The sequence below is a fragment of the Pseudomonas sp. BN415 genome, from assembly GCF_029871195.1.
GTDB lineage: Bacteria > Pseudomonadota > Gammaproteobacteria > Pseudomonadales > Pseudomonadaceae > Metapseudomonas > Metapseudomonas resinovorans.
Genome location: NZ_SSOK01000007.1, coordinates 1 through 25,791, shown reverse-complemented (window position 1 = coordinate 25,791; position 25,791 = coordinate 1). Strand labels below are relative to the sequence as shown.

20 protein-coding genes and 2 pseudogenes are annotated in these 25,791 nt (G+C 64.0%); 4 read left to right on the top strand and 18 right to left on the bottom strand.

From position 1 onward, the window contains the following. Positions 1-276 (bottom strand): annotated as a pseudogene (locus E8F20_RS01555) (phage infection protein); the annotation flags it as partial. Positions 277-577: 301 nt separating this feature from the next. Here E8F20_RS01555 and E8F20_RS01550 point away from each other — a divergent pair. Continuing rightward, the gene (locus E8F20_RS01550) at positions 578-2,419 is read left to right on the top strand and encodes a C1 family peptidase (protein ID WP_280282128.1); all 1,842 of its coding nucleotides are present in this window, start codon (positions 578-580) and stop codon (positions 2,417-2,419) included. Positions 2,420-2,560: 141 nt separating this feature from the next. Here the strand turns inward: E8F20_RS01550 and E8F20_RS01545 are convergent, their stop codons facing one another. The 3 genes from E8F20_RS01545 to E8F20_RS01535 form a co-directional block, all read right to left on the bottom strand. Continuing rightward, on the bottom strand, positions 2,561-3,319 hold the full coding sequence (locus tag E8F20_RS01545) for a TerC family protein (protein ID WP_028627115.1): 759 nt from the start codon (positions 3,317-3,319) through the stop codon (positions 2,561-2,563). Positions 3,320-3,426: 107 nt separating this feature from the next. Then, entirely contained in the window at positions 3,427-4,734 is a 1,308-nt protein-coding gene (locus E8F20_RS01540) for a CitMHS family transporter (RefSeq protein WP_280282127.1), read from the bottom strand. A 262-nt stretch (positions 4,735-4,996) separates the two neighbouring features. Then, positions 4,997-5,905 carry an AEC family transporter gene (locus E8F20_RS01535; protein ID WP_280282126.1) on the bottom strand — a complete coding sequence of 303 codons (909 nt, stop codon included), beginning with the start codon at positions 5,903-5,905 and terminating at the stop codon, positions 4,997-4,999. Between the two features lie 102 nt (positions 5,906-6,007). Here E8F20_RS01535 and E8F20_RS01530 point away from each other — a divergent pair, with 102 nt between their 5' ends. Then, positions 6,008-6,409 (top strand): GFA family protein, encoded by a 402-nt coding sequence (locus tag E8F20_RS01530; protein ID WP_280282130.1) that lies wholly within the window; start codon positions 6,008-6,010, stop codon positions 6,407-6,409. Positions 6,410-6,511: 102 nt separating this feature from the next. Here E8F20_RS01530 and E8F20_RS01525 read toward each other — a convergent pair whose 3' ends face one another. The 13 genes from E8F20_RS01525 to E8F20_RS01465 all read right to left on the bottom strand — a co-directional run bounded on the left by E8F20_RS01525 (position 6,512) and on the right by E8F20_RS01465 (position 22,816). Beyond that, complete coding sequence (locus E8F20_RS01525; protein WP_280282129.1) at positions 6,512-8,452, bottom strand: DUF4105 domain-containing protein; 1,941 nt, start codon at positions 8,450-8,452, stop codon at positions 6,512-6,514. A gap of 38 nt (positions 8,453-8,490) precedes the next feature. Continuing rightward, on the bottom strand, positions 8,491-8,811 hold the full coding sequence (locus tag E8F20_RS01520; protein WP_280282125.1) for a DUF2388 domain-containing protein: 321 nt from the start codon (positions 8,809-8,811) through the stop codon (positions 8,491-8,493). 169 nt (positions 8,812-8,980) lie between these two features. Continuing rightward, entirely contained in the window at positions 8,981-9,298 is a 318-nt protein-coding gene (locus E8F20_RS01515) for a DUF2388 domain-containing protein (RefSeq protein ID WP_280282124.1), read from the bottom strand. 179 nt (positions 9,299-9,477) lie between these two features. Beyond that, the gene (locus E8F20_RS01510; protein ID WP_280282123.1) at positions 9,478-9,693 is read right to left on the bottom strand and encodes a DUF1127 domain-containing protein; all 216 of its coding nucleotides are present in this window, start codon (positions 9,691-9,693) and stop codon (positions 9,478-9,480) included. Positions 9,694-9,980: 287 nt separating this feature from the next. Continuing rightward, positions 9,981-10,196: a DUF1127 domain-containing protein gene (locus E8F20_RS01505; RefSeq protein WP_028627123.1), complete on the bottom strand. Its 216-nt coding sequence runs from the start codon at positions 10,194-10,196 to the stop codon at positions 9,981-9,983. Between the two features lie 329 nt (positions 10,197-10,525). Further along, the gene (locus tag E8F20_RS01500; RefSeq protein WP_280282122.1) at positions 10,526-12,019 is read right to left on the bottom strand and encodes an acetyl-CoA hydrolase/transferase family protein; all 1,494 of its coding nucleotides are present in this window, start codon (positions 12,017-12,019) and stop codon (positions 10,526-10,528) included. A gap of 327 nt (positions 12,020-12,346) precedes the next feature. Then, entirely contained in the window at positions 12,347-13,783 is a 1,437-nt protein-coding gene (locus E8F20_RS01495; RefSeq protein WP_280282121.1) for an NAD(P)(+) transhydrogenase (Re/Si-specific) subunit beta, read from the bottom strand. Between the two features lie 2 nt (positions 13,784-13,785). Continuing rightward, the gene (locus E8F20_RS01490; RefSeq protein ID WP_003458205.1) at positions 13,786-14,100 is read right to left on the bottom strand and encodes an NAD(P) transhydrogenase subunit alpha; all 315 of its coding nucleotides are present in this window, start codon (positions 14,098-14,100) and stop codon (positions 13,786-13,788) included. A 12-nt stretch (positions 14,101-14,112) separates the two neighbouring features. Beyond that, positions 14,113-15,234: a Re/Si-specific NAD(P)(+) transhydrogenase subunit alpha gene (locus tag E8F20_RS01485; RefSeq protein WP_280282120.1), complete on the bottom strand. Its 1,122-nt coding sequence runs from the start codon at positions 15,232-15,234 to the stop codon at positions 14,113-14,115. A gap of 646 nt (positions 15,235-15,880) precedes the next feature. Next, the gene (locus E8F20_RS01480; protein ID WP_280282119.1) at positions 15,881-18,400 is read right to left on the bottom strand and encodes a LuxR C-terminal-related transcriptional regulator; all 2,520 of its coding nucleotides are present in this window, start codon (positions 18,398-18,400) and stop codon (positions 15,881-15,883) included. A gap of 159 nt (positions 18,401-18,559) precedes the next feature. Continuing rightward, positions 18,560-19,930, bottom strand: coding sequence for a DUF1329 domain-containing protein (locus tag E8F20_RS01475; RefSeq protein WP_280282118.1), 1,371 nt, complete (start codon positions 19,928-19,930; stop codon positions 18,560-18,562). A 17-nt stretch (positions 19,931-19,947) separates the two neighbouring features. Next, positions 19,948-21,714, bottom strand: coding sequence for a DUF1302 domain-containing protein (locus E8F20_RS01470; protein WP_280282117.1), 1,767 nt, complete (start codon positions 21,712-21,714; stop codon positions 19,948-19,950). Between the two features lie 193 nt (positions 21,715-21,907). Beyond that, complete coding sequence (locus tag E8F20_RS01465; protein ID WP_280282116.1) at positions 21,908-22,816, bottom strand: LysR family transcriptional regulator; 909 nt, start codon at positions 22,814-22,816, stop codon at positions 21,908-21,910. A 193-nt stretch (positions 22,817-23,009) separates the two neighbouring features. On the opposite strand from E8F20_RS01465, the gene E8F20_RS01460 reads away from it, so the two are divergent. After that, positions 23,010-24,191 carry an acyl-CoA dehydrogenase gene (locus tag E8F20_RS01460; protein WP_280282115.1) on the top strand — a complete coding sequence of 394 codons (1,182 nt, stop codon included), beginning with the start codon at positions 23,010-23,012 and terminating at the stop codon, positions 24,189-24,191. A 66-nt stretch (positions 24,192-24,257) separates the two neighbouring features. Next, on the top strand, positions 24,258-25,481 hold the full coding sequence (locus E8F20_RS01455) for a CaiB/BaiF CoA-transferase family protein (protein ID WP_280282114.1): 1,224 nt from the start codon (positions 24,258-24,260) through the stop codon (positions 25,479-25,481). Between the two features lie 123 nt (positions 25,482-25,604). Here the strand turns inward: E8F20_RS01455 and E8F20_RS01450 are convergent. Beyond that, a pseudogene (locus E8F20_RS01450) lies at positions 25,605-25,791 on the bottom strand (hypothetical protein); the annotation flags it as partial.

Here is a 25,791-nt window from a genome sequence, read left to right as displayed (position 1 = left end):
GCTATTGGTGCGATCCGAGCCACTTTCAGCAATACGGCTGGCACCGGTGCGGTCGGCGCCACCTTCGGCAATGCGGTTGGCACTGGTGCGGTCGGCGCCACCTTCAGCAACGCGGTCCAGCACCATGAAGCCACCTTCGGCAGCCACCGGCTCGATGACCTGGATAGTGGTGGCTTCCCGCGACTCACCCAGCACCGGCTGGGAGTCAGACGGCAGGGCGAAGACGGAGGTGCTCAGGGCGGCGATGAACAGGGCGGCGAAGGCTTGGGTTTTCATGATCGTGGGCTCCTCGAGGGGGCTGGAAACTGGGTACGGAGCCAATCTTACGGATGGGGCGTTGATTAAGAAGTGATCACTCCAGATAGAGAACATCAACGTTGTTGATGGTGCAGTGCGCCCTTTCAGATCAATGGGTTAGTTGATTCAGACGGCCTTCCTGGCCGTTCGACCCAGGAGAGATCGGCTCGCCGAAGTGCGTTTTGCCCCGGGTAGCGGGGCCACCATTCGTCCGCAATCCCGCCTGGCCAGCGAATGCGGTCAATCCTTGCCTATACAGCCCGTGGACAGGGAGGTCAGCATGGCCAAGCGCACCGAATCGACGAAACTCCGCAGAAAGGCTGCAGGCAAGCGACTGGATGTCCGCCGCGACTCCATGGATTTTCGCGACCTCACCTACTCCGCGTCCCTTGCGCCGCTGCCCGACGAGCTCTATCCGGACTGGCCGTTGCTGCACATCCTCGACCAGGGCGAGGAAGGCGCCTGTACCGGTTTCGGCCTGGCCGCAGCGATCAACTACTTGCGTGGCCGACGCGCGCTGCCCGGCCGCGCCAGCCCGGAGATGCTCTTCGCCATGGCCCGGCGTTATGACCAGTGGCCGGGGGAGAACTACGACTTCAGCAGCGCCCGAGGCGCCATGAAGGGCTGGCACAAACATGGTGTCTGCCTGGAGGGCAGTTGGCTGGGGGGCAGCGGTTTGACCCCCGCAATCCAGCAGGAGGCGCTGGATATCCCTTTGGGTGCCTATTTCCGGGTCTTCTCGCGGATCAACGACGTCCAGGCAGCCCTGCGCGACGTCGGCGTGCTGTTCGCCTCGGCGCGTACCCATGAGGGTTGGCGCGCGCCCCGGCGTGGCGTTATCGACTGGAAGCCGGATTCACCGGACATCGGTGGTGGGCACGCCTTTGCCCTGATCGGCTACAACCGTGACGGTTTCCTGGTGCAGAACTCCTGGGGGCCTGACTGGGGTGGTTACCGCCAGGGCAAGGCCTCATACGCGGGGGTGGCGCTGTGGAGCTACGCCGATTTCGAGGCCAATGTCTGGGACGTCTGGGTCGCGCAGCTGGGGGTTGCGGTCAACCATGGCGTCACCGACACCGCCACCCGCTATGTGTCTGACGGCGGCACTGCACGCCTGGCGCTGCAGGGACCGCCCCAGGAAGCGATCTACCTGCATTACCTGCACATCGACGACGGCCGTTTCGACGGCCTGGGCCAGTACGCCTCCGACCTGGTCCAGGTGGAGGCCATCATCGAAGAGTTGCAACACAGCAAGCCGCAGCACCTGCTGCTCTACGCCCACGGCGGGCTCAACAGCGTAAACGGCTCGGCCATGCGCGCGTTCAAGTGGCGGCCGGCATTCCGCGACAACGGCGTGCACGAACTGCATTTCATCTGGGAGACCGGCCTGCTGGCCGAACTGGGCGACATCCTGCTCGGCAAGTTGCCCCTGGTGGGCGAGCGCGTGGGCTCGGTGAGCTCCTGGTGGGACAACCAGGTGGAAAGCCTGGTCCAGCCCGCCGGCTTCGCGCTCTGGCAGGAAATGAAACGGGATGCCGATCGCGCCTTCCAGAAAGGTGCGGCGGGAACGCAGGCGCTGCAGCGCCTGGTGGGCTGGCTGGCCGCCCAGGGAACCCAGGCGCCCAAGGTCCATCTGGTTGGCCACAGCGCGGGTTCCATTTGGCATGCACGTCTGTGGCAGGCCTGGCAGGCGCTCAACGGTCCGGCCATCGACAACCTGGTGCTGTTCGCCCCGGCCTGCACCCTTGAGCTTTACCAGACGACCTTCCTCAAGGCGCTGGGGCACGGCATCCGCCAGCAGACGCTGTTCGTGCTGTCGGACCAGGCCGAACAGGAAGACAACGTCGCCAAGGTCTACCGCAAGTCGCTGCTCTACCTCGTCTCTAATGCGCTGGACGACCGGCACCAGCGGGTGCCGCTACTGGGTATGCAGAAGTTCCTGCCAGTCCAGCAGCCGCCCGGCAGCACCCTGGTGGTCGCTTCCACCAGTAGCCCGGCCAGCCACAGCACCAGCCATGGTGGATTCGACAACGACTTGCAGACCATGGACCACCTGCTCCGGGTGGTGCTGGGCACTGGCGGCTTCCGTGGCTTCAAGGTGGATGAGTTGAAGGGGTATTGAATTCATTCGCTAGACGGGCCGAAGCTCTGCCCTTGGACCGCCGGGGCAGCCGCGCAGCCCCTGGCGAATGATTGGCTCCTACAAGTAAGCCGTGCGCAATGAAAAACGGGGCCAATCGGCCCCGTTTTTCATTGCTTCGGCTTACTGCCCAGGAATGTCCTTGCGCAGTTTCACCGGGTCTTCCTTGCGCCCGCGTGCGATGCGCATGCGGATGTTCAGCGCTTCCACGGCCAGGGAGAAGGCCATGGCGAAGTAGACGTAGCCTTTCGGCACGTGAACTTCGAAGGATTCGGCGATCAGCACGGTACCGACCACCACCAGGAAGGCCAGGGCCAGCATCTTCAGGCTCGGGTGCTTGTCGATGAAGTCGCTGATGGTACCGGCGGCCAGCATCATCACCAGGACGGCAACGATGATCGCGGCGACCATGACCGGCACGTGGGACACCATGCCGACGGCGGTGATGACCGAGTCCAGGGAGAACACGATGTCGATGATGGCGATCTGGATGATGGTGCCGATGAAGTTGCGCGCCGCGCCTGAGGGCGCCGCGTTGGTCTCATCTTCGCCTTCCAGGCTGTGGTACATCTCGGTGGTGCTTTTCCACAGCAGGAACAGGCCGCCGAAGAACAGGATCAGGTCACGGCCGGAGATGCCCTGGCCGAACAGGTGGAACAGGTCAGTGGTGAGCCGCATGATCCAGGTGATGGAGAGCAGCAGCAGGATGCGGGTGATCATCGCCAGCGCCAGGCCGAAGAGGCGGGTGCGTGCCTGCATGTGCGGCGGCATGCGGGCCACAAGGATGGCGATCATGATGATGTTGTCGATACCCAGGACGATCTCCAGGGCGGTCAGGGTGAAGAAGGCGACCCAGATTTCCGGGCTGGTCAGCCATTCCATGATGCGTTGATCCTCATGAGTGTCGTGTGGCTAGGGATGGAGCACGAAGAAGCCGGAAAGAGCTTAGGCAGTTTCCGGCTTCCTCGGGGGTGTCATTCAGCGGCTGGTCAGTGCGATCCAAAAAGCGGGAACACACCCAGCAGCAAGGCGGCGAGGAGGATACACAGACAAATCATCACCGCCCACTTCAATGTGAAGCGCTGATGGTCGCCGAACTCGACCTTGGCCAGGCCCACCAGCAGGTAAGTGGAGGGTACCAGCGGACTCAGCAGATGCACCGGCTGGCCTACGATAGACGCTCGCGCCATCTCTACCGGACTGATGCCGTAATGGCTCGCCGCCTCGGCCAGAACCGGTAATACGCCGTAATAAAAAGCGTCGTTGGACATGAAAAAGGTGAACGGCATGCTCACCACCGCGGTGATCACCGCCATGTACGGACCCATGGACGGTGGGATGACCGCCAGCAGGCTCTTGGACATGGCTTCTACCATGCCGGTGCCGGACAGGATGCCGGTGAATATACCCGCCGCGAAGATCAGGCCGACCACCGCCAGCACGTTGCCGGCATGGGCCGCGACCCGTTCCTTCTGCTGCTGCAGGCAGGGGTAGTTGATGATCATGGCGATGCTGAAGGCGATCATGAACAGCACGGGCAGCGGTAGCAGGCCGGCGATCAGGGTCACCATCAAGGTGGCGGTCAGCGCGCCGTTCACCCACAGCAGCTTGGGCCGGCGGGCTTCCGGGTACTGCGAAACGCTGATCTCGTCATGGTTGAGCTGGTCGTCCGGCAGGTGCAGTACGCCGAGACGCGCACGTTCGCGCTTGCCATAGGCCCAGGCGAGGCCGAACAGGGCGATGGCGCCGGCGACCATGGCCGGGATCATCGGCACGAAGATGTCCGAGGGGTCGACGTGCAGGGCGCTGGCCGCGCGGGCGGTGGGGCCGCCCCAGGGGGTCATGTTCATGATGCCGCCGGCGAGGATGATCAGGCCAGCCATGATCAGTGGGCTCATGCCCAGGCGGCTGTACAGCGGCAGCAGGGCGGCGACGCAGATCATGTAGGTGGTGGCGCCGTCACCGTCCAGGGAGACGATCAGGGCCAGGGCGGCGGTGCCCATGGACACCTTCAGCGGGTCACCTTTCACCAGCTTGAGGATCTTGCGTACGGCCGGGTCGAACAGGCCGGAGTCGATCATCAGCGCGAAGTAGAGGATGGCGAACATCAGCATCACGCCGGTGGGCGCGAGCTTGCTGATGCCTTCCAGCATCATCGGGCCGATACCTGCGGCGAAGCCGCCGAGCAGGGCGAAGGCGATTGGGACGATGATCAGGGCGATCAGGGCGGACAGGCGCTTGGTCATGATCAGGTACATGAAGCAGATGACCATGGCGAAGCCGAGCAGAGTCAGCATGGCAGTTCTCCGGACGTGATTCGGGCGGGACGGGGGCGGGTCAGCGCGTGGCCGAAGGCGTGCGGAGAGCGGGCGGAGGGGTGCCGGGACGGCAGCAGGAACGGAACATGGCGATCACCAATCTTGTTGTTGTCGGGTTGCCGATCTCGTGCCGGCAATGGGGCGGATGCTAAGCGCGCAACCTTTCAGCCAGCTTTCGGCGGTGATCGGAGCCGATTGTGCGGAGTTTTAGCGACGAATGGCGGATGGCCGTCGTGTCGCTTCAGCCAGATACGCTGCGCATGACCAGCAGCAGCGAACCTGCGGCGAGCAGCGTTTGCAGCGTGATGATCCCGGCCATGAAGTGACTGTCGCCGCCGAGCTGACGGGTCAGCACATAAGCGGTAGGCGCCGTGGGCAGGGCGAAGAACAGCACCAGGATGCTGCTTTCCATGGTGGGCAGATCGAGCACGCGAGCCACCGCAAAGGCGAGGGCAGGCATGGCCAGTAGCCGCAGTGCGCAGTTCCAGGCCAGTGCCGGTACTTCGCCGGCCAGCTCCTGCGGTCGCAATGCCGCGCCGACGCAGAGCAGGCCGAGCGGCAGGCTGGCCACCGCCAGCAGGTTGAGCAGGCGGTCGGTGCCGCCAGGCAGGCCGAACCCGGCGAGATTGACCAGGGCGCCGGCCAGGCAAGCGAGGATCAGCGGGTTCTTCGCCATCGGCAATAGCAGGCCACGCAGGCTCACGCCACGCTCGGCGGTCAGCGCCCAGACCGACATCAGGTTCACCGTCGGCACCATAAGCGCCAGCATCAGCGCGGCCATGGCCAGGCCGTCCTTGCCGTAGAGGCTGCCAATGGCCGCCAGGCCCAGGTAGGTGTTGAAACGCAGGATGCCTTGGGTGATGGCGCCGAAGCGCGCCGCCGGCCAACCCAGCAGGCGCCGAGCCAGTAGCAGCGCGAGCCAGCCGAGGCCGAGGCCGAGGAACACCGCCAGGGCCAGCTGCGGCAACGCCGGGTTGTCGAGTGGGGCGGTGGCCAGGCTGCTGAACAGCAGGGCGGGGAAGAGAATGAAGTAGTTCAGCCGTTCGGCGGCGGGCCAGAAGGCTTCACCAGGGAAGTCCCAGCGGCGCAACAGATAACCGCCGACGATCAACGCAAAGAGGGGCCAGAGGGCTTGGAGGAGGATCAGCACGGCGACATCCGGGTCAGCTGGGGACGCACTATCTTCAATTCCGGGTCGGCGGCATGCAACTGCCTGCTAGGGTGAAAGGCAGTGCTCAAGCTGGAGATCATCATGGCCGAACTCCATACCGGCGGCTGTCACTGCGGGCAGCTGCGCTACATCGTTGATGCACCGCTGCGCGATGTCGCCCATTGCCACTGCTCGATCTGCCGGCGCACCACCGGGGGGATCGTAACCACCTGGGCGACGGTACCGTTCGCGAGCTTCCGCTGGACGGCCGGCACGCCTGCCGAATACGCCTCATCCGCGACCTGCATCCGTTACTTCTGTCCGCGTTGCAGCAGCCAGCTGGCGCTGTTCACCCACCTCAGTCCTGGCACCTTGGACCTCACCATCGCCACCCTGGACCATCCCGAGACTGTTTCCCCTGACCGGCATATCTGGGTGACGAGCCGATTGCCCTGGCTGCATCTGGATCCGCAATTGCCGGAGGAGGATGAAGAGGTGTTGTGAGGGACCAACGACGGGTATCGCTCCGCTCCACTCATCCTAGGATCAAGGCAGGATGCAGGGTACGTAGGATGGGTGGAGCCTGCGATACCCATCAGCAAGTGATCAAGGGAGCACGAGCCCTCCGGCGTCCTTGTGCAACTGGCGCAGGTGCGCACCGATGGCCTTGAGGTTGGCTTCGGTGGCGTTCAGCTCAGCCATGCGCTGGGGCTCCAGCAGGCTGCGCACTTCGCGGTCGAGGTCGTCGTTGAGCTTGCGCATGGTCTGCTGGCGGCTGCTGCTTTCCGCCTCCAGGCGCTGCCATTCGGTGCTCTGGGGCAGCCCGTAGCCCCCTTGCAGCATCTCCGCCGGTCGGCTGAGGAAGCCGCTGTTGGCGAGCATCTGTTCCAGGGTGCCGCCGGCCTTGGCGAAACGAGTCTGCCCGGCCTGCTCGCGGGAGCTGAGGTAGTTGCGCTTGAGTTCATCCTGGGCCAGCAGCAACTGGCGACGCTGGGCAGCCTGCTCCAGCAGGAGCAGGGCGGCACTGGCGCGCAGGTCGGCCTTGTCGAACCAGGGGCGGCGCTGCTCGGCAGCCAGTTCCAGCCAGTCTTCCACCTCTTCCTGAGGCACCTTCAGCCGCTCGCGGATGACCTTGAACATGGCCTGGTAGCGGTCGCGGAAGGAGTCGAAGCGATACCCCAGGCGCAGCGCCTCCCTGGGATCTTCCAGCGGCGTGCGGTCGGCCACGTCGCGACCCTCCAGCAGCTTCAGCAGGCCGTTGGGCATGATGCTGTCGAGGTCGCGCAGCGCCGGGTGGTCGGTGCCGCTGCGGAGCAGCTTGAGGGTCTCCACCGCGCAGTTGTTGGAGAGGAACCAGTAGTCGCCGTCGTAGCTCCAGTGCATCTCGGCTGCGTGCTCCACCAGGGCGTCGACCTCCCCGCGGCTTAGCTTGAGCGGTACGGAGGCGAGGCTGCGCAGTTCCACCTTGGTGTATTCCTCGATCACCTGGTGCAGTGGCAGCACGAACAGGCGGGAGGGATAGGCGCCGGTGAGGCCGTCCCAACTGGAAAGCTGCACATCGCCGACGAACGCGCGGTAGGAGAGCACCAGATGCTGGTCGAGGTCGAGGCGGCAGTCTGGCCCACGCGGGCGACCCGGGGCGCAGATCACCAGGCGCAGCATGCTGTGGCCCCAGCGGCTGACCCAGTTCTGGTTGGCCTCGGCGAACAGGTAGTCGACCTCGTAGACGCGCTCGGGGTCGAGTTTGCCCAGTGGCTGCTTGGCGAAGTCGCGGCCGGCGTTGAGGTAGGCGTAGCCGTCGTTACAGTCGGCCCGCTGCGCCGGGGCCCAGCCGAAGTGCGCGCGGTAGTAGCGATAGAGCGCCGGTCGGCGGCAGGCATAGGCCGGGTCGAGCAGAAAGTACTCCATGTTCACCGCGACGAATTCGCGGGGGTTCTTCAGCTCGTAGATGTCCGGGCTGCGCGCCACCTGGTGGTTTTCCTGTTCGCGCAGGCCACGCTTGCCGACGTACTGCGGCCAGCCGGCGAGATCGAGCAGGCGCGGGTCGTCGCTGAAGGTGAAGCGTCGTGCTGTCTGGCCTCGGCAATCGCCCGGCAAGCCCACCAGGCCGCTGCTGCCGGCCTGGTTACGGCAGCGGAACTGTTGCGTCCGGTCGGCGGCGGACCAGAGTCGGGCGCGGTCGTAGAGATGGGTCAGCTCGTGGAGCACCGTGGCGAGCATTTCGCGGCGCACGGTGCCGTGGACGCGGTCGGTCTTCTGCTTGGCTGCACTGCCATCGGTCAGGCTGGCAAGCAAGTTGCGGTTGAGCACCAGGGCGTCGAAACGGGTGGCGCGGCCGTAACCGTTCTCTGGCAGATCAACGCTCCAGCCCACTTCCACGTCCCGATCCAGGCGCTGGATGAAGGCCGGTGGCAGGGCGGCGTAGGCTTCGTCCAGCAGCTGCTGGCTGGCCTGGCGCTGGGCCGGGGTGAGGCCTTCGGCGTCCAGCACCAAACGCAGGTCGGCCTGGGCCGTGGCCGCCAGCAGCAGGCCGCCCAGGCAGATCAGGCGCAACCAGATGTTCAGAGGCTGATACTCGTGCGGGGTCAGAGGGCGAGGATGCTTTCTGCCAAGGCCAGGTCGCTGGCCTCGCGGGCCTGCGGGAACTGCTCGCGCAGGGCGCCGAAGGCGGCCTCCAGCTGGGAACCACGGATTTCACCGGCGCTGGCGACGAAGCTGGCGGCATCGTCACGGGCGGCGATTACCACCTTCATGTCACGGATAGAGGTGGTGGTATCGGAGGTGAAGTCGATGGTGCGGTCCAGCGCGCGGACGATGATGTTGCTGGTCGCCACCAGGGTCTGGGCCTGGGCGGCACCGGCAACGAGGGAAAGGGCGATGGCTGCGACAGACAGCGAGCGGCGCATGGAGGCTCTCCGTTGGAAATTTCTAAGGTAATTGGACGGGAATATCCTTCGGCAGTTCTCAGCCGTGGATATAGGGCGCGAAGGTTAGCGGAATGGGCAGGCGAGAGCCAGGCAGCACGGGGGGTGCAGACCGATGGGCCGCGCGTTGTGCGCGGCCCGATGGGTGCCGTCAGAGGGCGAGGATGGCCTGGGCCAGTTGCAGGTCGTTGGCAGCCAGTTGCGGCTGGGCGCTGCGGATGTGCTTGAACGCGGCTTCCAACTGGGCGCCACGGATGTCGCCGGCGCTGGCGACGAAGCTGGCAGCGTCGTCACGGGCGGCGAGCACGATCTTGTCGTCCTTGAACGAGGAGGTGACGTCGGAGGTGGCATTCGAGGTGGCCGCAACGGCGTTGACCACGGCGTCAGTGGTGACCACGAAACTGGTGGCCGAGGCGCTGGTAGCAAGTGCCAGCAGGGCAGCGGCGCTGAGCAGGCGAAGAGAGGTCATGGGGGCTCCTTTTACTGACCGGTGCGGCAGTGCGAGAAGCGCTGCCGGCTGGGTGGAAAGCCTAGTCAATATGCGGCTTTCGGGCCAGTGCTGGCGAAAAGCCTGTCCCTGTATGGCTGCGCGTCGGAAAGGTGGTGCCTTTCGCGGCGCCGCTCTCCGACTCACAGGTCCGGGGTGGCTCAGCGCCAGAACGGACGCTCCAGTTCCTGGTAGCGCTCGCTCGGGCTGATACCCACATCCGCCAGGGCGCGTGCATCCAGCTGTGCGAGCTGGTGCCGGGTGCGGGCATTGCGCTGCCACTGGGCCAGGGTGGCAAACAGGCGCAGGTACCCGTGGGTGCGCGGGCGGCCGGCCTGGAGCGGGGTAGACGAGGAATGAGTGAGGGTGTGGTCCATGGCGCTTTTCCTTCCCGCCGCGTGACGGGGATGGCTTATGGACAGTCATGATCCCGTTCGGCAGCAAGGCTGTGCAGCCACAGTCAGGTTGAATTGTGCTGTAGCAGATATTGATTGTGTGAAACTGTGCTGGTCAGAACAGGGGCAGCTGTGCCGGCACCGCTGAAACAGCTGCGGGCAGGAAGGCCTGGGAGAATTCCGGGGCCCAGAAACGACGAAACCCGTCGCGGGCGGCGACGGGTTCTGTCTGGGGTATTGCCTGCGGGCCGTTTGGCCCGGCGAACTGCTTAGCGCCAGAAGGGCTTGTTCAGTTCGGCTTCGCGCTGGGCTTCGCTGATGCCGGCGTCGGCCAGCAGGCGGTGGTCCAGCATGGCCAGTTGGTGACGGCTGGCGATGCGACGCTGCCACAGCAGCAGGGTGGAGATGGTGCGCAGGGCCCACGAGGATTTCGGGGATTGTTCGGCGCTTTCGAAGATCAGGTCGGAACTGAGGGTACGTTCCATGGCGGCAGGTCCTTCCCGCTTGTGACGGGGCTTGGTTATCAACTGGTGCCTATGATCTACCCAGAACAGCCGCGGCTGTAGTCACAGTTCCTCTAAATTGTGTTGGTCTTTATTAGCATGCTTATCAACTGTTTCGCTGAAATAACGTAAAACTGTATGGGTGCCCCGTTGAATTACTCGTAATCCAACGGGATACAGCAATTCTTCCTGCGTAAATAACAATCAGCAGGGCTTTTGAACAGTACAGTTCTGAATTTTTAGAAACTGTTTTTTGACCTTTTTGTCAGAATCAAAGGTTACAAGCTCATAACTGTTTTGCTCAGAGCGGGTCAGCTGGCCAGCATCCGACCGGTTTCGTCCAGATTGATATGCCAGGACATGGCTTCGCGCAGTAGGTGCGGGGTGTGACCACCCTTGGCACAGGCTGCACTGAAGTAATCCTGCAGCGGCTGGCGGTAATCCGGGTGGACACAGTTGTCGATGATCGCGCGGGCGCGCTCGCGAGGTGCCAGGCCGCGCAGGTCGGCCAGACCCTGTTCCGTGACCAGGATGTCGACGTCGTGCTCAGTGTGGTCCACGTGGCTGACCATCGGCACTACGCTGGAGATGGCGCCGCCCTTGGCAATGGATTTGGTGACGAAGATGGCCAGGTGGGCATTACGGGCGAAATCGCCGGAGCCGCCGATGCCGTTCATCATCCTGGTGCCGCCCACGTGGGTGGAGTTCACATTGCCGTAGATGTCGAATTCCAGCGCGGTATTGATGCCGATGATGCCCAGGCGGCGCACCACTTCAGGGTGGTTGGAGATTTCCTGCGGACGCAGCACCAGCTTGTCCTTGTAGCGCTCCAGGTTGCTGAACACGTCGGCATTGCGGCGCGCGGACAGGGTGACAGAGCTGCCCGAGGCAAAGCGCAGCTTGCCCGCGTCGATCAGATCGAAGGTGGAATCCTGCAGCACCTCGGAATACATGGTGAGGTCCTGGAACGGCGAATCGATCAGGCCGCACATCACGGCGTTGGCGATGCTGCCGATGCCGGCCTGCAGCGGGCCTAGGCTGTTGCTCATGCGGTCGGCTTCCACTTCTTGCTTGAAGAAGTCGATCAGGTGGTCGGCGATGGCCTGCGTCTCGTGATCCGGCGGCAGCACGGTGGACAGGGAGTCCGGCTGCTGGGTGATGACGATGGCGGCGATCTTGGCCGGGTCGATCGGAATGGCGCTGCTGCCGATGCGATCATCCACGCGGGTCAGCGGGATCGGCGTGCGGGTCGGTCGGTAGGTCGGGATATAGATGTCGTGCAGGCCTTCCAGGTTGGGGTTGTGCGCCAGGTTGATCTCGACGATCACGCGCTTGGCGAAGATCGCGAAACTGGCGGAATTGCCCACGGAGGTGGTTGGCACGATGTGACCTTGCTCGGTGATGGCCACCGCTTCGATCACGGCGATGTCGGGCAGCTTGAGCTGGTGGTTGCGCAGCTGTTCGACGGTTTCCGACAGGTGCTGGTCGATGAACATCACCGCACCGGCATTGATCGCCTTGCGCAGGGCGCTGTCCACCTGGAAGGGCATGCGGCGGGCCAGCACGCCGGCTTCGGTGAGCTGCTTGTCGAGGTCGTTGCCGAGGCTCGCGCCGGTCATCAGGCTGATCTGCAGCGGCTGCTCCTTGGCTCGTGCGGCCAGAGCCTGGGGCACGGCCTTGGCTTCGCCGGCGCGGGTGAAACCGCTCATGCCGACGGTCATGCCGTCTTCGATCAGGGCAGCGGCCTCGGCCGCACTCATCACCTTGCCCAGCAGGGAGGGCAGGCGCACGCGATCAGAGTACATGGGGAAAACCTCGGACAACGGGTGGGAGCCGCGCAGTCTAGGGACTGAGGCTGTGCCCGGCTTCTATACCAAGGTCGAAGAAATGGCTCTATTCAGGGCCTTTTGTCGGCAATTGCGGGTTGGAGGCGTTGTTTCGGTTTGACCATGGCCTTGGGGGGCGAATTCATTCGCTACGGGTCGCGAAGCGGCCCCCTAAGACCGCGGCAGGCAAACCTGCGGTCTGCATTGCGAATGAATTCGCCCCCACATTCGAAAGCCGCCTCCAGGTGTCCCCATAATAAAAAACCCCGGCACCAGGCCGGGGTTTTCGGTATCGCGGGACAGGGCTCAGTCGACAGCCTTGACCATGTCCTCGATCACTTTCTTCGCGTCGCCGAACACCATCATGGTCTTGTCCATGTAGAACAGTTCGTTGTCCAGGCCGGCGTAGCCGCTGGCCATGGAGCGCTTGTTGACGATGATGGTCTTGGCCTTGAAGGCTTCCAGGATCGGCATGCCGGCGATGGGCGACTTCGGATCGTTCTTCGCAGCGGGGTTGACCACGTCGTTGGCGCCGAGCACCAGTACGACGTCGGCCTGGCCGAACTCGGAGTTGATGTCTTCCATCTCGAACACCTGCTCGTAAGGCACTTCGGCCTCGGCCAGCAGGACGTTCATGTGGCCCGGCATACGGCCGGCAACCGGGTGGATCGCGTACTTCACGTTCACGCCACGGTGGGACAGCTTCTCGGACAGTTCCATCAGTGCGTGCTGGGCACGGGCCACCGCCAGGCCGTAGCCGGGAACGATGATCACGCTGTCGGCGTTGGTCAGCAGGAAGGCGGCGTCGTCGGACGAGCCGGACTTCACCGGACGCTGTTCCTTGCTGCCAGCCGCGGCTCCGGCGTCAGCTTCGGCACCAAAGCCGCCGAGGATGACGTTGAAGAAGGAGCGGTTCATCGCCTTGCACATGATGTAGGAGAGGATCGCACCCGAGGAACCCACCAGGGAGCCGGCGATGATCAGCATCGAGTTGTTCAGCGAGAAGCCGATACCGGCCGCCGCCCAACCCGAGTAGCTGTTCAGCATGGACACCACCACCGGCATGTCGGCGCCGCCGATCGGGATGATGATCAGCACGCCGATGACGAAGGCGAGCGCCACCAGCAGGGCGAAGGCAGCGATGTTGCCGGTGAAGGTGAAGTACAGGCCGAGCCCGATTATGGCCAGGCCGACCACCAGGTTCAGCTTGTGCTGGCCGGCGAACTGCACCGGAGCACCCTGGAACAGGCGGAACTTGTACTTGCCGGACAGCTTGCCAAAGGCGATTACCGAACCGGAGAAGGTGACGGCACCGATGGCTGCGCCGAGGAACAGTTCCAGGCGGTTACCGGCCGGGATGGCGTCGCCCAGGGCGGCCACGATGCCGAGCGACTGCGGCTCGACCACGGCGGCGATGGCGATGAACACGGCGGCCAGACCGATCATGCTGTGCATGAAGGCGACCAGTTCGGGCATCTTGGTCATTTCTACGCGCTTGGCCATGATCGACCCGGCGGTGCCGCCGACCAGCAGGCCGACGATGACGTAGCCGATGCCCTGGGTGGCCAGTTCGGCGCCGAGCTTATAGATGAGGCCGACGGTGGTGAGCACGGCGATGGCCATGCCGACCATGCCGAACAGGTTGCCGCGACGCGACGAGGTCGGGTGCGACAGGCCCTTGAGCGCCTGGATGAAGCACACCGAGGCGACGAGGTAGAGAACAGTGATCAGGTTCATGCTCATGGTCAGTGTTTCTCCGCAGCCGCTTTCGGCGCTTTCTTCTTGAACATTTCCAGCATGCGGCGGGTGACCAGGAAGCCACCGAAGACGTTCACCGCAGCCAGGGCTACGGCCAGGGTGCCCATGGTCTTGCCCAGCGGGGTCACGGTAAGGGCGGCGGCCAGCATGGCGCCGACGATCACGATGGCCGAAATGGCGTTGGTCACGGCCATCAGCGGGGTGTGCAGGGCCGGGGTAACGTTCCACACCACGTGGTAGCCGACGTAGATGGCCAGTACGAAGATGATCAGGTTGTAGATGCCGTCAGAAATCAGATCCATGTCCGCTTCCCCTTAGCCGTTGTTACGGACGACCTGGCCGTCGCGGCACATCAGGCACGCGGCGACGATGTCGTCTTCGAGGTTGAGATGGAACTGGCCGTCCTTGTCGATGACCAGCTTGAGGAAGTCCAGCAGGTTGCGCGCATAGAGGGCGGAAGCGTCCGCCGGGACCATGGCGGCCAGGTTGCTGTGGCCGACGATGGTCACGCCGTGCTTGACCACCACCTGGTCGGCTTCGGTCAGCGGGCAGTTGCCACCCTGGGAGGCGGCCAGGTCGATGACCACGGAGCCCGGCTTCATTTCGGCAACGGTGGCCTCGTGCAGCAGGGTCGGTGCCTTGCGGCCCGGGATCAGCGCAGTGGTGATGACGATGTCCGACTGCTTGGCGCGCTCGTGCACGGCCTTGGCCTGGCGCTCCATCCACGAAGCCGGCATCGGGCGGGCGTAACCGCCAACACCCTGGGCGCATTCGCGCTCTTCATCGGTCTCGAAGGGCACGTCGACGAACTTGGCGCCGAGGGATTCGATCTGCTCCTTCACCGCCGGGCGCACGTCGGAGGCCTCAATCACCGCACCCAGGCGCTTGGCCGTGGCGATGGCCTGCAGGCCTGCAACGCCAGCACCGAGGATGAGGATGCGCGCGGCCTTCACGGTGCCGGCAGCGGTCATCAGCATGGGCATGAAGCGCGGATAGTGGTGAGCGGCCAGCAGTACCGACTTGTAGCCGGCGATGTTGGCCTGGGAAGACAGCACGTCGAGGCTCTGGGCGCGGGAAGTGCGCGGCGCCGCTTCGAGGGCGAAGGCGGTGATGCCGCGGGCGTTCATGCGCGCGATGATCTCGTTGCTGAAGGGGTTGAGCATGCCGACCAGCACCGCGCCTGCGCGCATGTGGGCCAGTTCGGCCTCGGTCGGGGCAACCACTTTCAGCACGAGGTCGGCACCAAAGGCAGCAGCGTCATTGCCGATGGCGGCGCCAACGGCTTCGAAGGCGCTGTCTGGAATGCAGGCGCTGACGCCGGCACCGCTTTGCACCGTCACCTGGTGGCCCTGGCTCACCAGCTTCTTGATGGTCTCGGGTGTTGCGGCAACCCGCGTCTCCCCGGCGTGGGTTTCGAGAGGAACACCGATGTGCACTTCAAATCTCCTGCGTGATCGATCTGGTGAACCAGTGCACTACGGATGGTGCTCTGGCGAGGCGGATCCGCCTTTCAACAGCCTGGTATCGCAACGGCCGAAACCTTAGAGGCGCGGCATTCTGCAATCGGAACCGCAACTGCTTCAAGCAGTTCTGGAGTAAAACGCTCTAATAACTACAAGTCATGTTTAGACCTGTCGTCTCTGGTTGGCCTTCCAGGCCCCGCCACGGCTGGCAGAGACCCTTGTTGGTCGGTCGAACCGCAACCGCGTCCTATCCCGAAGCTGAATGACTTTCCATCAAAGCGGCGCCAGTACAGGCCTGCAGTCCGTGACATCCTGCCGTTAATGGCTGGAGCACTGTTAATCAGACTTTTTAATAGTTGCCATAAGGCTGCGGAAAATGGGCGTTCTGTAGCTTTTGAAAATGTTTGACTACAGGGTCAAGAATTACTTTCCGACCTGTTTGAAGGGAGAAGCGTAGTTCGCGCGCAGGCCAGTCGCCTCGCGGGCTGCGCCATATTGTCGCGGTTTCGGAAGAGGGATGCGTCATGGGTAGCCCGGATGAAATCCGGGACCTGGCGCGGCGAAATTCCCGGATTTCATCCGGGCTAGGTTTCTGCATTCAGCGCGGAGCCGGGCACTGTCAGACCAGCAGGCCCAGCGTTTTGGCGCGCATTACCGCCTGCGTGCGGCGCTTCACGCCGAGCTTGCTGTTGATCTTCTTGGTATGGGTTTTCACAGTGTTCACCGAAATGAACAGGTAGCCGCCGATCTCCTGGTTCGAGAAGCCCTCGGCCAGCAGTTGCAGCACGGCGCGTTCGCGCTGGCTGAGCAGGCTGGCCTGGTCGCCTTCTGCTGTTCCTGTGCCGTCACTGCGCGGGTAATCGCGCAGCAGCCCGTGCATGCCCAGGCGCTCGGCCTGTTCCAGCGCCTGGCGCTGCAGTTCGCAGGCTTCGGCGCGGCCGAGTGCGCGCCAGGTAGCGGCGAGGGCAAGGCGTACTTCGCAGCCCAAAGGTGCGAGCTGCAGCCTCTGGCAGTATTCCAGCAGCGGCTGGAGCAGGCCTTCGGCCTGTTCGGCGCGACCGGACTCCAACTGCGCGCGGGCCAGCAACAATTGGTTGCGCAGGGGCAGGGTGGGGTAGTCCAGCGGCGCCATCCAGGCGCGCTCGCCAACGAAGTAGCGCTGGATACGCAGGGCAGCCGGTTCGATACGCTCCCAGCGGCCTTGGCGCCCCTGCACCCGCATGCTTTGCAGGTGCAGCACTCCGCTGTAGGAGTAGCGCCATACCTGGCGACAGTGCATCTGCCGCTCGGCCTCGCGAAGTTCCTGGTAGGCCTGGTCGAACTGGCCGCGGCGGGCGTGGAGTTCCGCCAGCCCGAGGAATCCGTGGAGGGCGAAGGGGTCCAGGCAGCCCTGGGCCTGCTCCAGGCCGGCGTGCAGGGCGCGCTCGGCGTCGTCCAGGCGATCGGCGATCAGGTGCAACTCGGCCTGGATCAGGTGCAGACGACCGAGCATCAGACTGTCGACCTGTTTGCGCTGGCCGATCAGGGCAAAGCTTTGCTCCAGCAGATTCTGGGCACGGCCGAACTCGCCGCGCAGCAGAAGCAGGCGAATTCGATCGAGGTTTATCAGCACCTCGAACAGCAGGCTGCCCTGGCGGCGGGCGATCTCCAGCGCCTTGTGCAGGTGCGGTTGTGCCGCCTCCGGGGCGCCACTGGACATGGCGACCCGCGCCAGGCTGGAGTAGCACAACAGGATGGGCATCCAGTCGTGCTCGGGCAGATGCTCCAGGGCTTCGCGACAGTGCAGCTGAGCGTTGGCCGCGGATTGGCTGCGCAAGGCGGTGAGTACGCCGTGCAGGGCCTGCCAGTTGGCCAGCAGCTTGCGGTTGCGCAGGGCGGTCGGCTGCGGCAGGAAGTGGCCGAGCTTGGCGATGCAGGCTTCGGCTTCGTCGAGGCGCCAGGAAATCAGCAGGCCCCAGGCATTCAGGCTGAGCAGGCGCGGGGTGCTCTCCAGCAGGGCGGCGGGCAGGCGTGCGCGCCAAGCCAGCAGGTGTGCCAGATGCTGTTCTCCGGTCAGCCATTCCTGGCCGAGGCGCTCCAGGTAATTGGCGGCCGCTTCCGGTTGGCCGGCACAGAGCGCCTGCTCGATGGCGTCTTCCACCTGACCGGCGGCGATGAACATGCGGCAGGCGCTGAGGTGCAGGCGGGTGGCGGCGGCTTCGCTGATGCGATGGCGCAGGGTGCGGGCCACGGCGGGCAGCACCCGGTACCAGGTGCCGTGTTCGTCCAGCGGCATGCAAAAGGCCTGTCGCGCCAACAGGCGCTCGAAGAGTTCGGCGCCGTCGCTGTCTTCCCAGAGATGCTGGCAGAGGTCGGCGGACACCTTCGGCAGGTGCGACAGGGCGAACAGGCAGTTCGCTTCTTCCGGGCTAAGGCGATTGAGCAGTTCGTGGTCCAGGTATTCCTTGAGCCAGCAGTGATTACCGCTGGAGCTGGTGGGGGCCTTGCCGGACAGGTGCAGACGCACGCCGGCGCACCAGCCTTCGGTTTCCTGCCAGAGCTCCTCGCGCAGGGCCGCGCTGGTTTTAGGCGCCAGTTGGTCTACCAGCCGCTCGTGCTGCTGGCGATCGAGGGCCAGTTGGTTGGCGTCCAGTTCCAGCAGTTCGCCGGCCAGTAGCAGCCGGGGCAGGTTCCAGGCCGGCCGCTGGCGCACGCTGACCAGCAGGCGCAATTCGGGCAGCGCGCGGGCCAGGAGCTGGTCGATGCAGTCATCGAGACCGGCCGGGGGGTGGCCTGGGTAGTCATCCAGGACCAGCCAGATCCGCTCGCCGCGATGGGCCAGCAGGTGCTGCAGGGCCTGGGCGGCGGGCAGCGATGGAACCGTTTCACCCAGCTCGGCCGCGAGCTGCGCGAGCAAGTGCTCCGGTGGCAAAGGCTGGCCGGCGAGGTTGAGCCAGATGACCAGGGCGGACTCGGTCTGGGTGCGGAGGAATTCGTTGAGTAGAACGCTCTTGCCAAAGCCGGCCGGGGCGCAGAGCAGGCGTAGCTGGGCATCCTGTGCGGCGAGGCGGTCGACCAGCTGCGGACGCGGGACATGAGCCGGCGGCAGGCGTGGCAGGCGAGACGGAAGGACGTGCGGTGTCTGGCCGGGGCGGTGCATGGGCGGTTCTCGCGATGTTGTTGTTATGGATGAACCGAATCCTCGCAGACTAGATGGCCCCTGGGCGGGCTTGAAGCAGCATGGATAGCGCTGATGAGGCGCCATAACGCGGCGGGAAGGGGAAAGGGGACGCCCCGCGTCACGGGGCGCCCCTGGAGATCAGCGAATGCCCGCGTTGCGCAGGGCTGCCGGGGTGTAGTCGGCGCCGGTGGCGGCAAAGCCGAACTCGATGCCGTGCTTCTCTTCGTTCTTCAGGCCGAGGGCGATATAGCGTCCGGCGATGATGTCGTAGAGGGCCTCGACCGCGTAGGTGCTGACTTGGCGCTGATAGTGATAGCTGGCGTGGCCTTCACCGACGCGCCAGAGCTGGCCACGGCCGTCGTAATGGTCGGCATAGGCGATCTGCCAGCTGTCTTCATCGATGAAGTAGTGGCGCTTGGCATAGATGTGCCGCTCGTTGGGCTTGAGGGTGGCGACCACTTCCCATACGCGGTGCAGTTCGTAGCGGGTCAGGTCCTGGTTCAAATGACCCGGCTGGACGATCTCCTTGTATTTGAGCTGGGGCGATTCCAGCTTGTAGCTGTTGTAAGGGATGTACATCTCCTTCTTGCCCACCAGCTTCCAGTCGTAGCGGTCCGGGGCGCCGGAGAACATGTCGAAGTTGTCGGCGGTACGCATACCGTCTGCGGCGGTGCCGGGGCCGTCATAGGCCACCTGCGGTGCGCGGCGCACACGGCGCTGGCCGGCGTTGTAGAGCCAGGCCAGGCGTGGCTCTTTCACCTGGTCGATGGTCTCGTGAACCAGCAGCACGTTGCCGGCCAGGCGCGAGGGTGCCAGGACCCGCTGCTTGAAGTAGAGCAGCACGTTGGCCGACTTCTCCTTGTCCAGCTGGGCCATGTCCGCCGGGAAGGCGACTTCGTCCTCGAACTGCACCGGGGTGAAGGAACCGTTGGTCTGCGGCGTGGCCTGGATTACCAGGCGACGGGCATTACCGCCGCGGTAGCGGGTGATGTGGTTCCACATCACCTGCACGCCATCCTTGGGTACGGGGAAGGCGTAGTAGTGGCTGTCGGCGAAGTTGGACAGGCCGTTACCGCCGTCCACCGGCTGGGTGCTGAGGGCGCTTTGCCTGGCCGCGTCATAGATGACCTGAGGCGCGGCGGCGCTGCGGTGGCTGGGGTAGACCGGGATCTTGTAGGTGCTGGCGTAGCGTTTGAACATTGCCATCTGCCCGGGGGACAGTTTGTCCTTGTACTGCTCGGCGTTGGCAGCGGTGATGGTGAACAGCGGCTGCTCGTTGGCATAGGGGTTGCCGAGGAAGCCATTGGCGTCGACCACAGCGGCGTTGGTCGGCAGGCCGCCGGTCCAGGCCGGGATGCCGCCGTCGGCGTTGCCGACCTTTTCCGCGCCCAGCGGGGTAAGGCTGGCACCTAGCTGCGCGGCCTCTTCCTGAGTGACAGCGGCCATGACGTTGGTGGCCAGCAGGCTAAGGGCCAGGACACCACTTTGCAGGATGCTTCTCTTGGTCATTCCGGGAATCCTTGCGATCAGAAGTTGAGGCCGAAGCTGAGGGCGACGAAGTCGCGGTCAGTGATCGTGTTGTAGTGCCCGCCGAAGAAGTCGGTGTAGCTGAGGCTGGCGGTGTAGGTGTTCTGATAGTCGGCGTTGAGGCCGAGGCTGATGGCCTTGGAGCCTTCGTTGAAGTTCGGGCCATAGCCGTCGACGTCATGGGACCAGGCGACGCTTGGGGTCAGGTTGATGCCGGCAATGACGTTGCTGTAATCCAGGCTGGCGCGGGCGCGGTAGCCCCAGGAGCTGCTGGTGTAGAAGCCTTTGTCGTTGCACTCGCGCTGGGTTGGGCTGGTGGCGGTAAGCGCCTGGCAGAGCGCCTGGGAGGAGAGCTGGCCTGGACCGTAGATGGGGTCGCGGCCGTAGCGCAGTTCGCCGATGTCGTCGTTCAGGCCGCCGATGTGGTTGTAGCCCACTTCGGCCACCAGGGTCAGACGGCTGGCGCCCATTACCTGGTCAACGAACTGGGTGGCTGTGACCTGCGCCTGAGTGACCGGCTTGCGCTCGTAGCCATGCAGGTCTTCGCCTGCGAGATTGCGGCCATGGCCGCTCTCGAAGACCGGCGAAACCGGTACGCCGAGGGCTGCGAAGGACAGGTCGGTACTGTTGAGTTGCAGTGGCATGTTCGGCCGGAAGCTGACTTCGCCGGCCAGGGACGTGCCTTCAACGTTGGTCTGGAAGCTCAAGCCGTAGAGGCGAATGTCTTCCGGGTACTCGATGAAGTAACGCGCACCCGGAGCGCCGGGGATGATCGCAGCGCTCGGGGTCGTGGTGCGAATGGTGCTGAAGATCGGGCCGCGGCTGTGATAGTTCATCGCGTAGGCACCGAACTCGGTGTCGTTCATTTCCGGCACGAACCAGCGCAGCGCTACGCCGAACTGGCCGCTGTCCCGGGCGTCGCGGTCGCCGGCGCGGGGGATATAGAGGGTGCCACCGGTGTTGGTGGACTCGCCGGGCGGCAGGTCCGGTCCGGCGACCACCAGGCGGTCGACGCAACCGTCGGCCACCACGTCCGCGGTGGAGAAGAAGGTGCCGCAGTTGTCGGCCACCGTCTGGTCCCATTCCAGCTGATAGAAGGCTTCGGCGGAAAGGTTATCGGTCAGGCTCTGGGACAGATAGATCATGTTCACCGGGATCAAGCCTTCCTTGATCTCGGCGCCTGGGCGGCGGAAGGCCGCTGCGTCGATGGGGTTGATCGAGTTGATGCTGTTGCCGATGAAGGTGCTTTCGCCCCAGCTCACGACCTGCTTGCCGACCCGGAAGCTGCCCGGCAGGTCGCCCAGGTTGTAGTTGTGGTAGATGAAGGCATCGAGCAACTGCGCGCCGGAGGATTGGGCCCCCTCTTTACGGTCGTGGTCGTCGATGTCGTAGAAGAGGCGGTGCTCATCCTTTAGTTCGAAGTCGTACCAGTACTTCCCGCGGAGGAATACCCCGGTATCCCCGTATTTGAGTTCCAGGTCGTGAATGCCCTTGAAGATCTTCGAGAAGGTCTCCCCCTTCTTGAAGTTCAAGCGGCCGTCGTCGGAGGTGCGCGACAGCGCCTCGCCGCCGCTGGCGGTGGAGATGAACTCCGGATCGGGCGAACGCACGGCCCAACTGGCCCCGACCGAGAGGGAGGAGTCGAACTGAGCTTCGATGTCACCAATGTTGAACGTGATGGCTTGTGCCTGGGCGCTGCAACCCAGGGCGACGGCGGCGGCCAGCGTGTGCGGCCGGAAGATTCCGCGCATTGTTCTTGTTGTCATGCGGCTCTCCAGAGCGGGTCTTGGGAGGTCTCATGCTAATCAGCTGAAACCTGCGCCATAACTGCCTGAACGGGCGATTTCACCTATCACCCGAGTGGGTGATAGGGCTGCTGGGAAGGGGCGCTGGAGAGGGGCGTGTCGTTGGCGTTTCGAGGTGGGTGCCGAGGATTGCTACCTGGGGTTACAGCGGGACTCAATCCAGCCCGGCTTCACTTCGATACTGGCGGGCAGCGTCCACCAGCCAGTCGCGGAAGGCCCCCAGGGCGGCGGATTCGAGCTTGCGTTCGGGGATGATCAGGTAATAGGCCTTGTCGCTGCGGAAACTGTGGGGGTGGGCCACCATCAGGCGACCGTCGGCCAGCTCGCGCTGGATCAGGAAGGGCGGAATCAACGCCACGCCCATTTCGTGCATGGCGGCCTGGGCCAACATCGAGAAGAGTTCGTAACGCGGCCCGCTGAGGTCGCGGGCGACGTTCATCCCCAGGGAGCTGAACCACTGGCGCCAGGCATAGGGGCGGGTGGTCTGCTGCAGCAGTGGCAGGCGGGCGATGGATTCGGCATCCAGGCTGCCGCGCCCTGCCAGTAACGCCGGGCTGCACACCGGCACCGAGTTTTCGTGCATCAGGAAGTCGGCGCGAGTCCCCGACCATTCGGCATCGCCAAAGTAGAGGGCGGCATCGAAGTCGGTGTCGGCAAAGAGGAAGGGGCGGGTGCGGTTGGTCAGGTTGACCGTGACTTCCGGGTGCAGACGCTGGAAATCCTTCAGTCGGGGTACCAGCCACTGGGTGCCGAAGGTGGGAACGATGGCCAGCTCTACTGTCATTGCGCCCTGCTGGCCCATCACGGCTAGGGTATCGCGCTCCACCGCATCGAGCTGGGCGGCGATACGGCGAGAGTAGGCCAGGCCGGCCTCGGTCAGTTTTACCCCGCGCCGTGAGCGGCGGAATAGCTCCAGGCCGAGGAACTCCTCTAACCCGGCAATCTGCCGGCAGATGGCGCTCTGGGTCAGTGCCAGCTCGTCGGCCGCCTTGGTGAAGCTCTGATGGCGGGCGGCGGATTCGAAGGCGATCAGGGCGGCGGTGCTGGGGATCTTCCGACGCATGCTGTACCTCTGCGGCACAAGTGGTGCCTGTAAATGGCGTGGTGTAGCGTTTCGGAGTGAGAAATTAGCACAACAGCATGCGAAATCCTCGTTTGTCTGATCCGGCCTAGGCTGTCTAGGATGCGTCAACACTAATAAGGCAGGGTCCCGCGTTGGCCCAGCCCCTGATTCCCGCTTACCGAGGACACTCCCCATGGCCGCCAAAGCAAGCTTCAACTGGATCGACCCGCTCCTGCTGGACCAGCAGCTCAACGAGGAAGAGCGCATGGTGCGTGACAGCGCCCAGCAGTTCGCTGCTGACAAGCTGGCTCCGCGTGTCCTCGAAGCCTTCCGTCATGAGCAGACCGATCCGGCGATCTTCCGCGAGATGGGCGAGACCGGCCTGCTCGGTGCGACCATTCCGGAAGCCTACGGTGGCAGCGGCCTCAACTACGTGTGCTATGGCTTGATTGCCCGTGAAGTGGAGCGTGTGGACTCTGGCTACCGCTCGATGATGAGCGTGCAGTCCTCCCTGGTGATGGTGCCGATCTACGAGTTTGGCAACGAAGCCACTAAGCAGAAGTACCTGCCGAAACTGGCCAGCGGCGAATACATTGGCTGCTTCGGCCTGACCGAGCCGAACCACGGTTCCGACCCGGGCTCGATGATCACCCGCGCCAAGAAGGTTGACGGCGGCTACCGCCTGACCGGCAGCAAGATGTGGATCACCAACAGCCCGATCGCCGATGTCTTCGTGGTCTGGGCCAAGGACGATGCCGGCGAGATCCGCGGCTTCGTGCTCGAAAAGGGCTGGCAGGGCCTGTCCGCGCCGGTGATCCATGGCAAGGTCGGCCTGCGTGCCTCCATCACCGGCGAGATCGTGATGGATAACGTCTTCGTACCAGAAGAGAACGCCTTCCCGGACGTGCGCGGCCTGCGCGGTCCGTTCACGTGCCTGAATTCCGCTCGCTACGGTATTTCCTGGGGTGCGCTGGGCGCTGCCGAAGCCTGCTGGCACACCGCTCGCCAGTACGTGCTGGACCGTAACCAGTTCGGTCGCCCGCTGGCCGCCAATCAGCTGATCCAGAAGAAACTGGCCGACATGCAGACCGAGATCACGCTGGCCCTGCAAGGTTGCCTGCGCCTGGGCCGGATGAAGGACGAGGGTAGCGCCGCGGTGGAAATCACGTCGATCATGAAGCGCAACTCCTGCGGCAAGGCCCTGGATATTGCTCGCATGGCGCGTGACATGCTGGGTGGCAACGGTATCTCCGACGAGTTCGGCGTGGCACGTCACCTGGTCAACCTGGAAGTGGTGAATACCTACGAGGGGACTCACGACGTTCACGCACTGATCCTCGGTCGCGCGCAGACCGGCATCCAGGCGTTCTTCTGATCCTCGACCGGTTCTCTCCTTTATATAGAGAGAGGACCGGGTCCTTTCGCGAATCCAGGTGATCCCATGGCCGGTGCTCTCTCCCATATCCGTGTGCTCGACCTCTCCCGCGTACTGGCCGGCCCCTGGGCCGGTCAGATCCTCGCGGACCTGGGGGCCGAGGTCATCAAAGTCGAACGTCCGGGCTCGGGCGACGACACCCGCGCCTGGGGGCCGCCTTTCCTCAAGGGCGCCGACGGTCGTGATACCAGCGAGGCGGCCTACTTCCTCGCGGCCAACCGTAACAAGCAGTCGGTAACCGTCGACTTCACCCGCCCTGAGGGTCAGGAGCTGGTTCGCGAGTTGGCGGCGAAGTCCGACATCCTCATCGAGAATTTCAAGGTGGGTGGGCTGGCGGCTTATGGGCTGGACTATGAATCACTAAAAGCTATCAACCCGCGTCTTATTTATTGCTCCATCACCGGCTTCGGTCAGTCCGGCCCTTATGCCAAGCGCGCCGGCTACGACTTCATGATCCAGGGGCTGGGTGGGTTGATGAGCATCACCGGGCGTTCCGATCAAGAAGACGGTGCGGGCCCGGTTAAGGTGGGTGTGGCCCTGACCGACATCCTTACCGGGCTCTATTCCTCGGTGGCCATGCTGGCTGCACTGGCCTCGAGGGAAATCAGTGGTAAGGGTCAACACATCGACATGGCGCTGCTGGATGTTCAGGTGGCATGCCTGGCGAACCAGGCGATGAACTACCTGACGACGGGGAATCCGCCACGGCGGCTTGGCAATGCTCATCCGAATATCGTGCCCTACCAGGACTTCCCGACAGCGGATGGCGATTTCATCCTCACCGTGGGTAACGACAGCCAGTTCCGCAAGTTTTGCGAGGTCGCCGGCCATCGGGAGTGGGCGGACGACCCGCGTTTTTCAAGCAACAAGGCACGAGTCGCTCATCGTGCCGAGCTGATTCCCCTGATCCGACAGGCCACCGTCTTCAAGACCACGACTGAATGGGTCAGCGCGTTGGAGGGCGTCGGTGTGCCCTGTGGTCCGATCAACGATCTGGCGGCGGTCTTCACCGATCCCCAGGTATTGGCGCGGGGTCTCCGGGTCGAACTCGAGCATCCGTTGGCGGGTGTGGTTCCGCAAGTTGCCAGCCCACTGCGCCTTTCCGACACCCCTGTTGAGTACCGCATGCCACCGCCGCTTCTCGGAGAACACACACAGGACGTGCTGCAGCGTGTGCTGGGACTGCCGGAGGAACAAGTGGAGGCTTTGCGCAAAGCAGAGGTTATCTAGCCCCTTTTATATAGACACGAGAAAGGCGCTGAAGATAATTTCAAATAAGTGTTGACGGCAAAATCTGCATCCCTATAATGCGCACCTCTTCCGGCGCAGTCGCCAAGCAAAACTCCTTGTAGATCAATGAGTTAAGCGGTTGGCGAAGGTGTCGGGAGGTTCCGCTTCGCAAGGTTCGCCGGTGGCGAATGAAGTTGGAAAGGAGGTGTTGACAGCGTGATTGAGCGCTGTAGAATGCGCCTCCCGCTGACGAGAAGAGAGATCGGATCGAAGGCGCAAGCGGTTGAGTAGAAAAGAGATTTTCGAAAAA

What these genes read in the sequence shown, in the direction of transcription:
- E8F20_RS01550 (WP_280282128.1), top strand. Translation starts at nt 578, where the DNA reads ATGGCCAAGCGCACCGAATCGACGAAACTCCGCAGAAAGGCTGCAGGC.
- E8F20_RS01545 (WP_028627115.1), bottom strand. Translation starts at nt 3,319, where the DNA reads ATGGAATGGCTGACCAGCCCGGAAATCTGGGTCGCCTTCTTCACCCTG.
- E8F20_RS01540 (WP_280282127.1), bottom strand. Translation starts at nt 4,734, where the DNA reads ATGCTGACTCTGCTCGGCTTCGCCATGGTCATCTGCTTCATGTACCTG.
- E8F20_RS01530 (WP_280282130.1), top strand. Translation starts at nt 6,008, where the DNA reads ATGGCCGAACTCCATACCGGCGGCTGTCACTGCGGGCAGCTGCGCTAC.
- E8F20_RS01520 (WP_280282125.1), bottom strand. Translation starts at nt 8,811, where the DNA reads ATGCGCCGCTCGCTGTCTGTCGCAGCCATCGCCCTTTCCCTCGTTGCC.
- E8F20_RS01515 (WP_280282124.1), bottom strand. Translation starts at nt 9,298, where the DNA reads ATGACCTCTCTTCGCCTGCTCAGCGCCGCTGCCCTGCTGGCACTTGCT.
- E8F20_RS01510 (WP_280282123.1), bottom strand. Translation starts at nt 9,693, where the DNA reads ATGGACCACACCCTCACTCATTCCTCGTCTACCCCGCTCCAGGCCGGC.
- E8F20_RS01505 (WP_028627123.1), bottom strand. Translation starts at nt 10,196, where the DNA reads ATGGAACGTACCCTCAGTTCCGACCTGATCTTCGAAAGCGCCGAACAA.
- E8F20_RS01500 (WP_280282122.1), bottom strand. Translation starts at nt 12,019, where the DNA reads ATGTACTCTGATCGCGTGCGCCTGCCCTCCCTGCTGGGCAAGGTGATG.
- E8F20_RS01495 (WP_280282121.1), bottom strand. Translation starts at nt 13,783, where the DNA reads ATGAGCATGAACCTGATCACTGTTCTCTACCTCGTCGCCTCGGTGTGC.
- E8F20_RS01490 (WP_003458205.1), bottom strand. Translation starts at nt 14,100, where the DNA reads ATGGATCTGATTTCTGACGGCATCTACAACCTGATCATCTTCGTACTG.
- E8F20_RS01480 (WP_280282119.1), bottom strand. Translation starts at nt 18,400, where the DNA reads ATGCACCGCCCCGGCCAGACACCGCACGTCCTTCCGTCTCGCCTGCCA.
- E8F20_RS01475 (WP_280282118.1), bottom strand. Translation starts at nt 19,930, where the DNA reads ATGACCAAGAGAAGCATCCTGCAAAGTGGTGTCCTGGCCCTTAGCCTG.
- E8F20_RS01470 (WP_280282117.1), bottom strand. Translation starts at nt 21,714, where the DNA reads ATGACAACAAGAACAATGCGCGGAATCTTCCGGCCGCACACGCTGGCC.
- E8F20_RS01465 (WP_280282116.1), bottom strand. Translation starts at nt 22,816, where the DNA reads ATGCGTCGGAAGATCCCCAGCACCGCCGCCCTGATCGCCTTCGAATCC.
- E8F20_RS01460 (WP_280282115.1), top strand. Translation starts at nt 23,010, where the DNA reads ATGGCCGCCAAAGCAAGCTTCAACTGGATCGACCCGCTCCTGCTGGAC.
- E8F20_RS01455 (WP_280282114.1), top strand. Translation starts at nt 24,258, where the DNA reads ATGGCCGGTGCTCTCTCCCATATCCGTGTGCTCGACCTCTCCCGCGTA.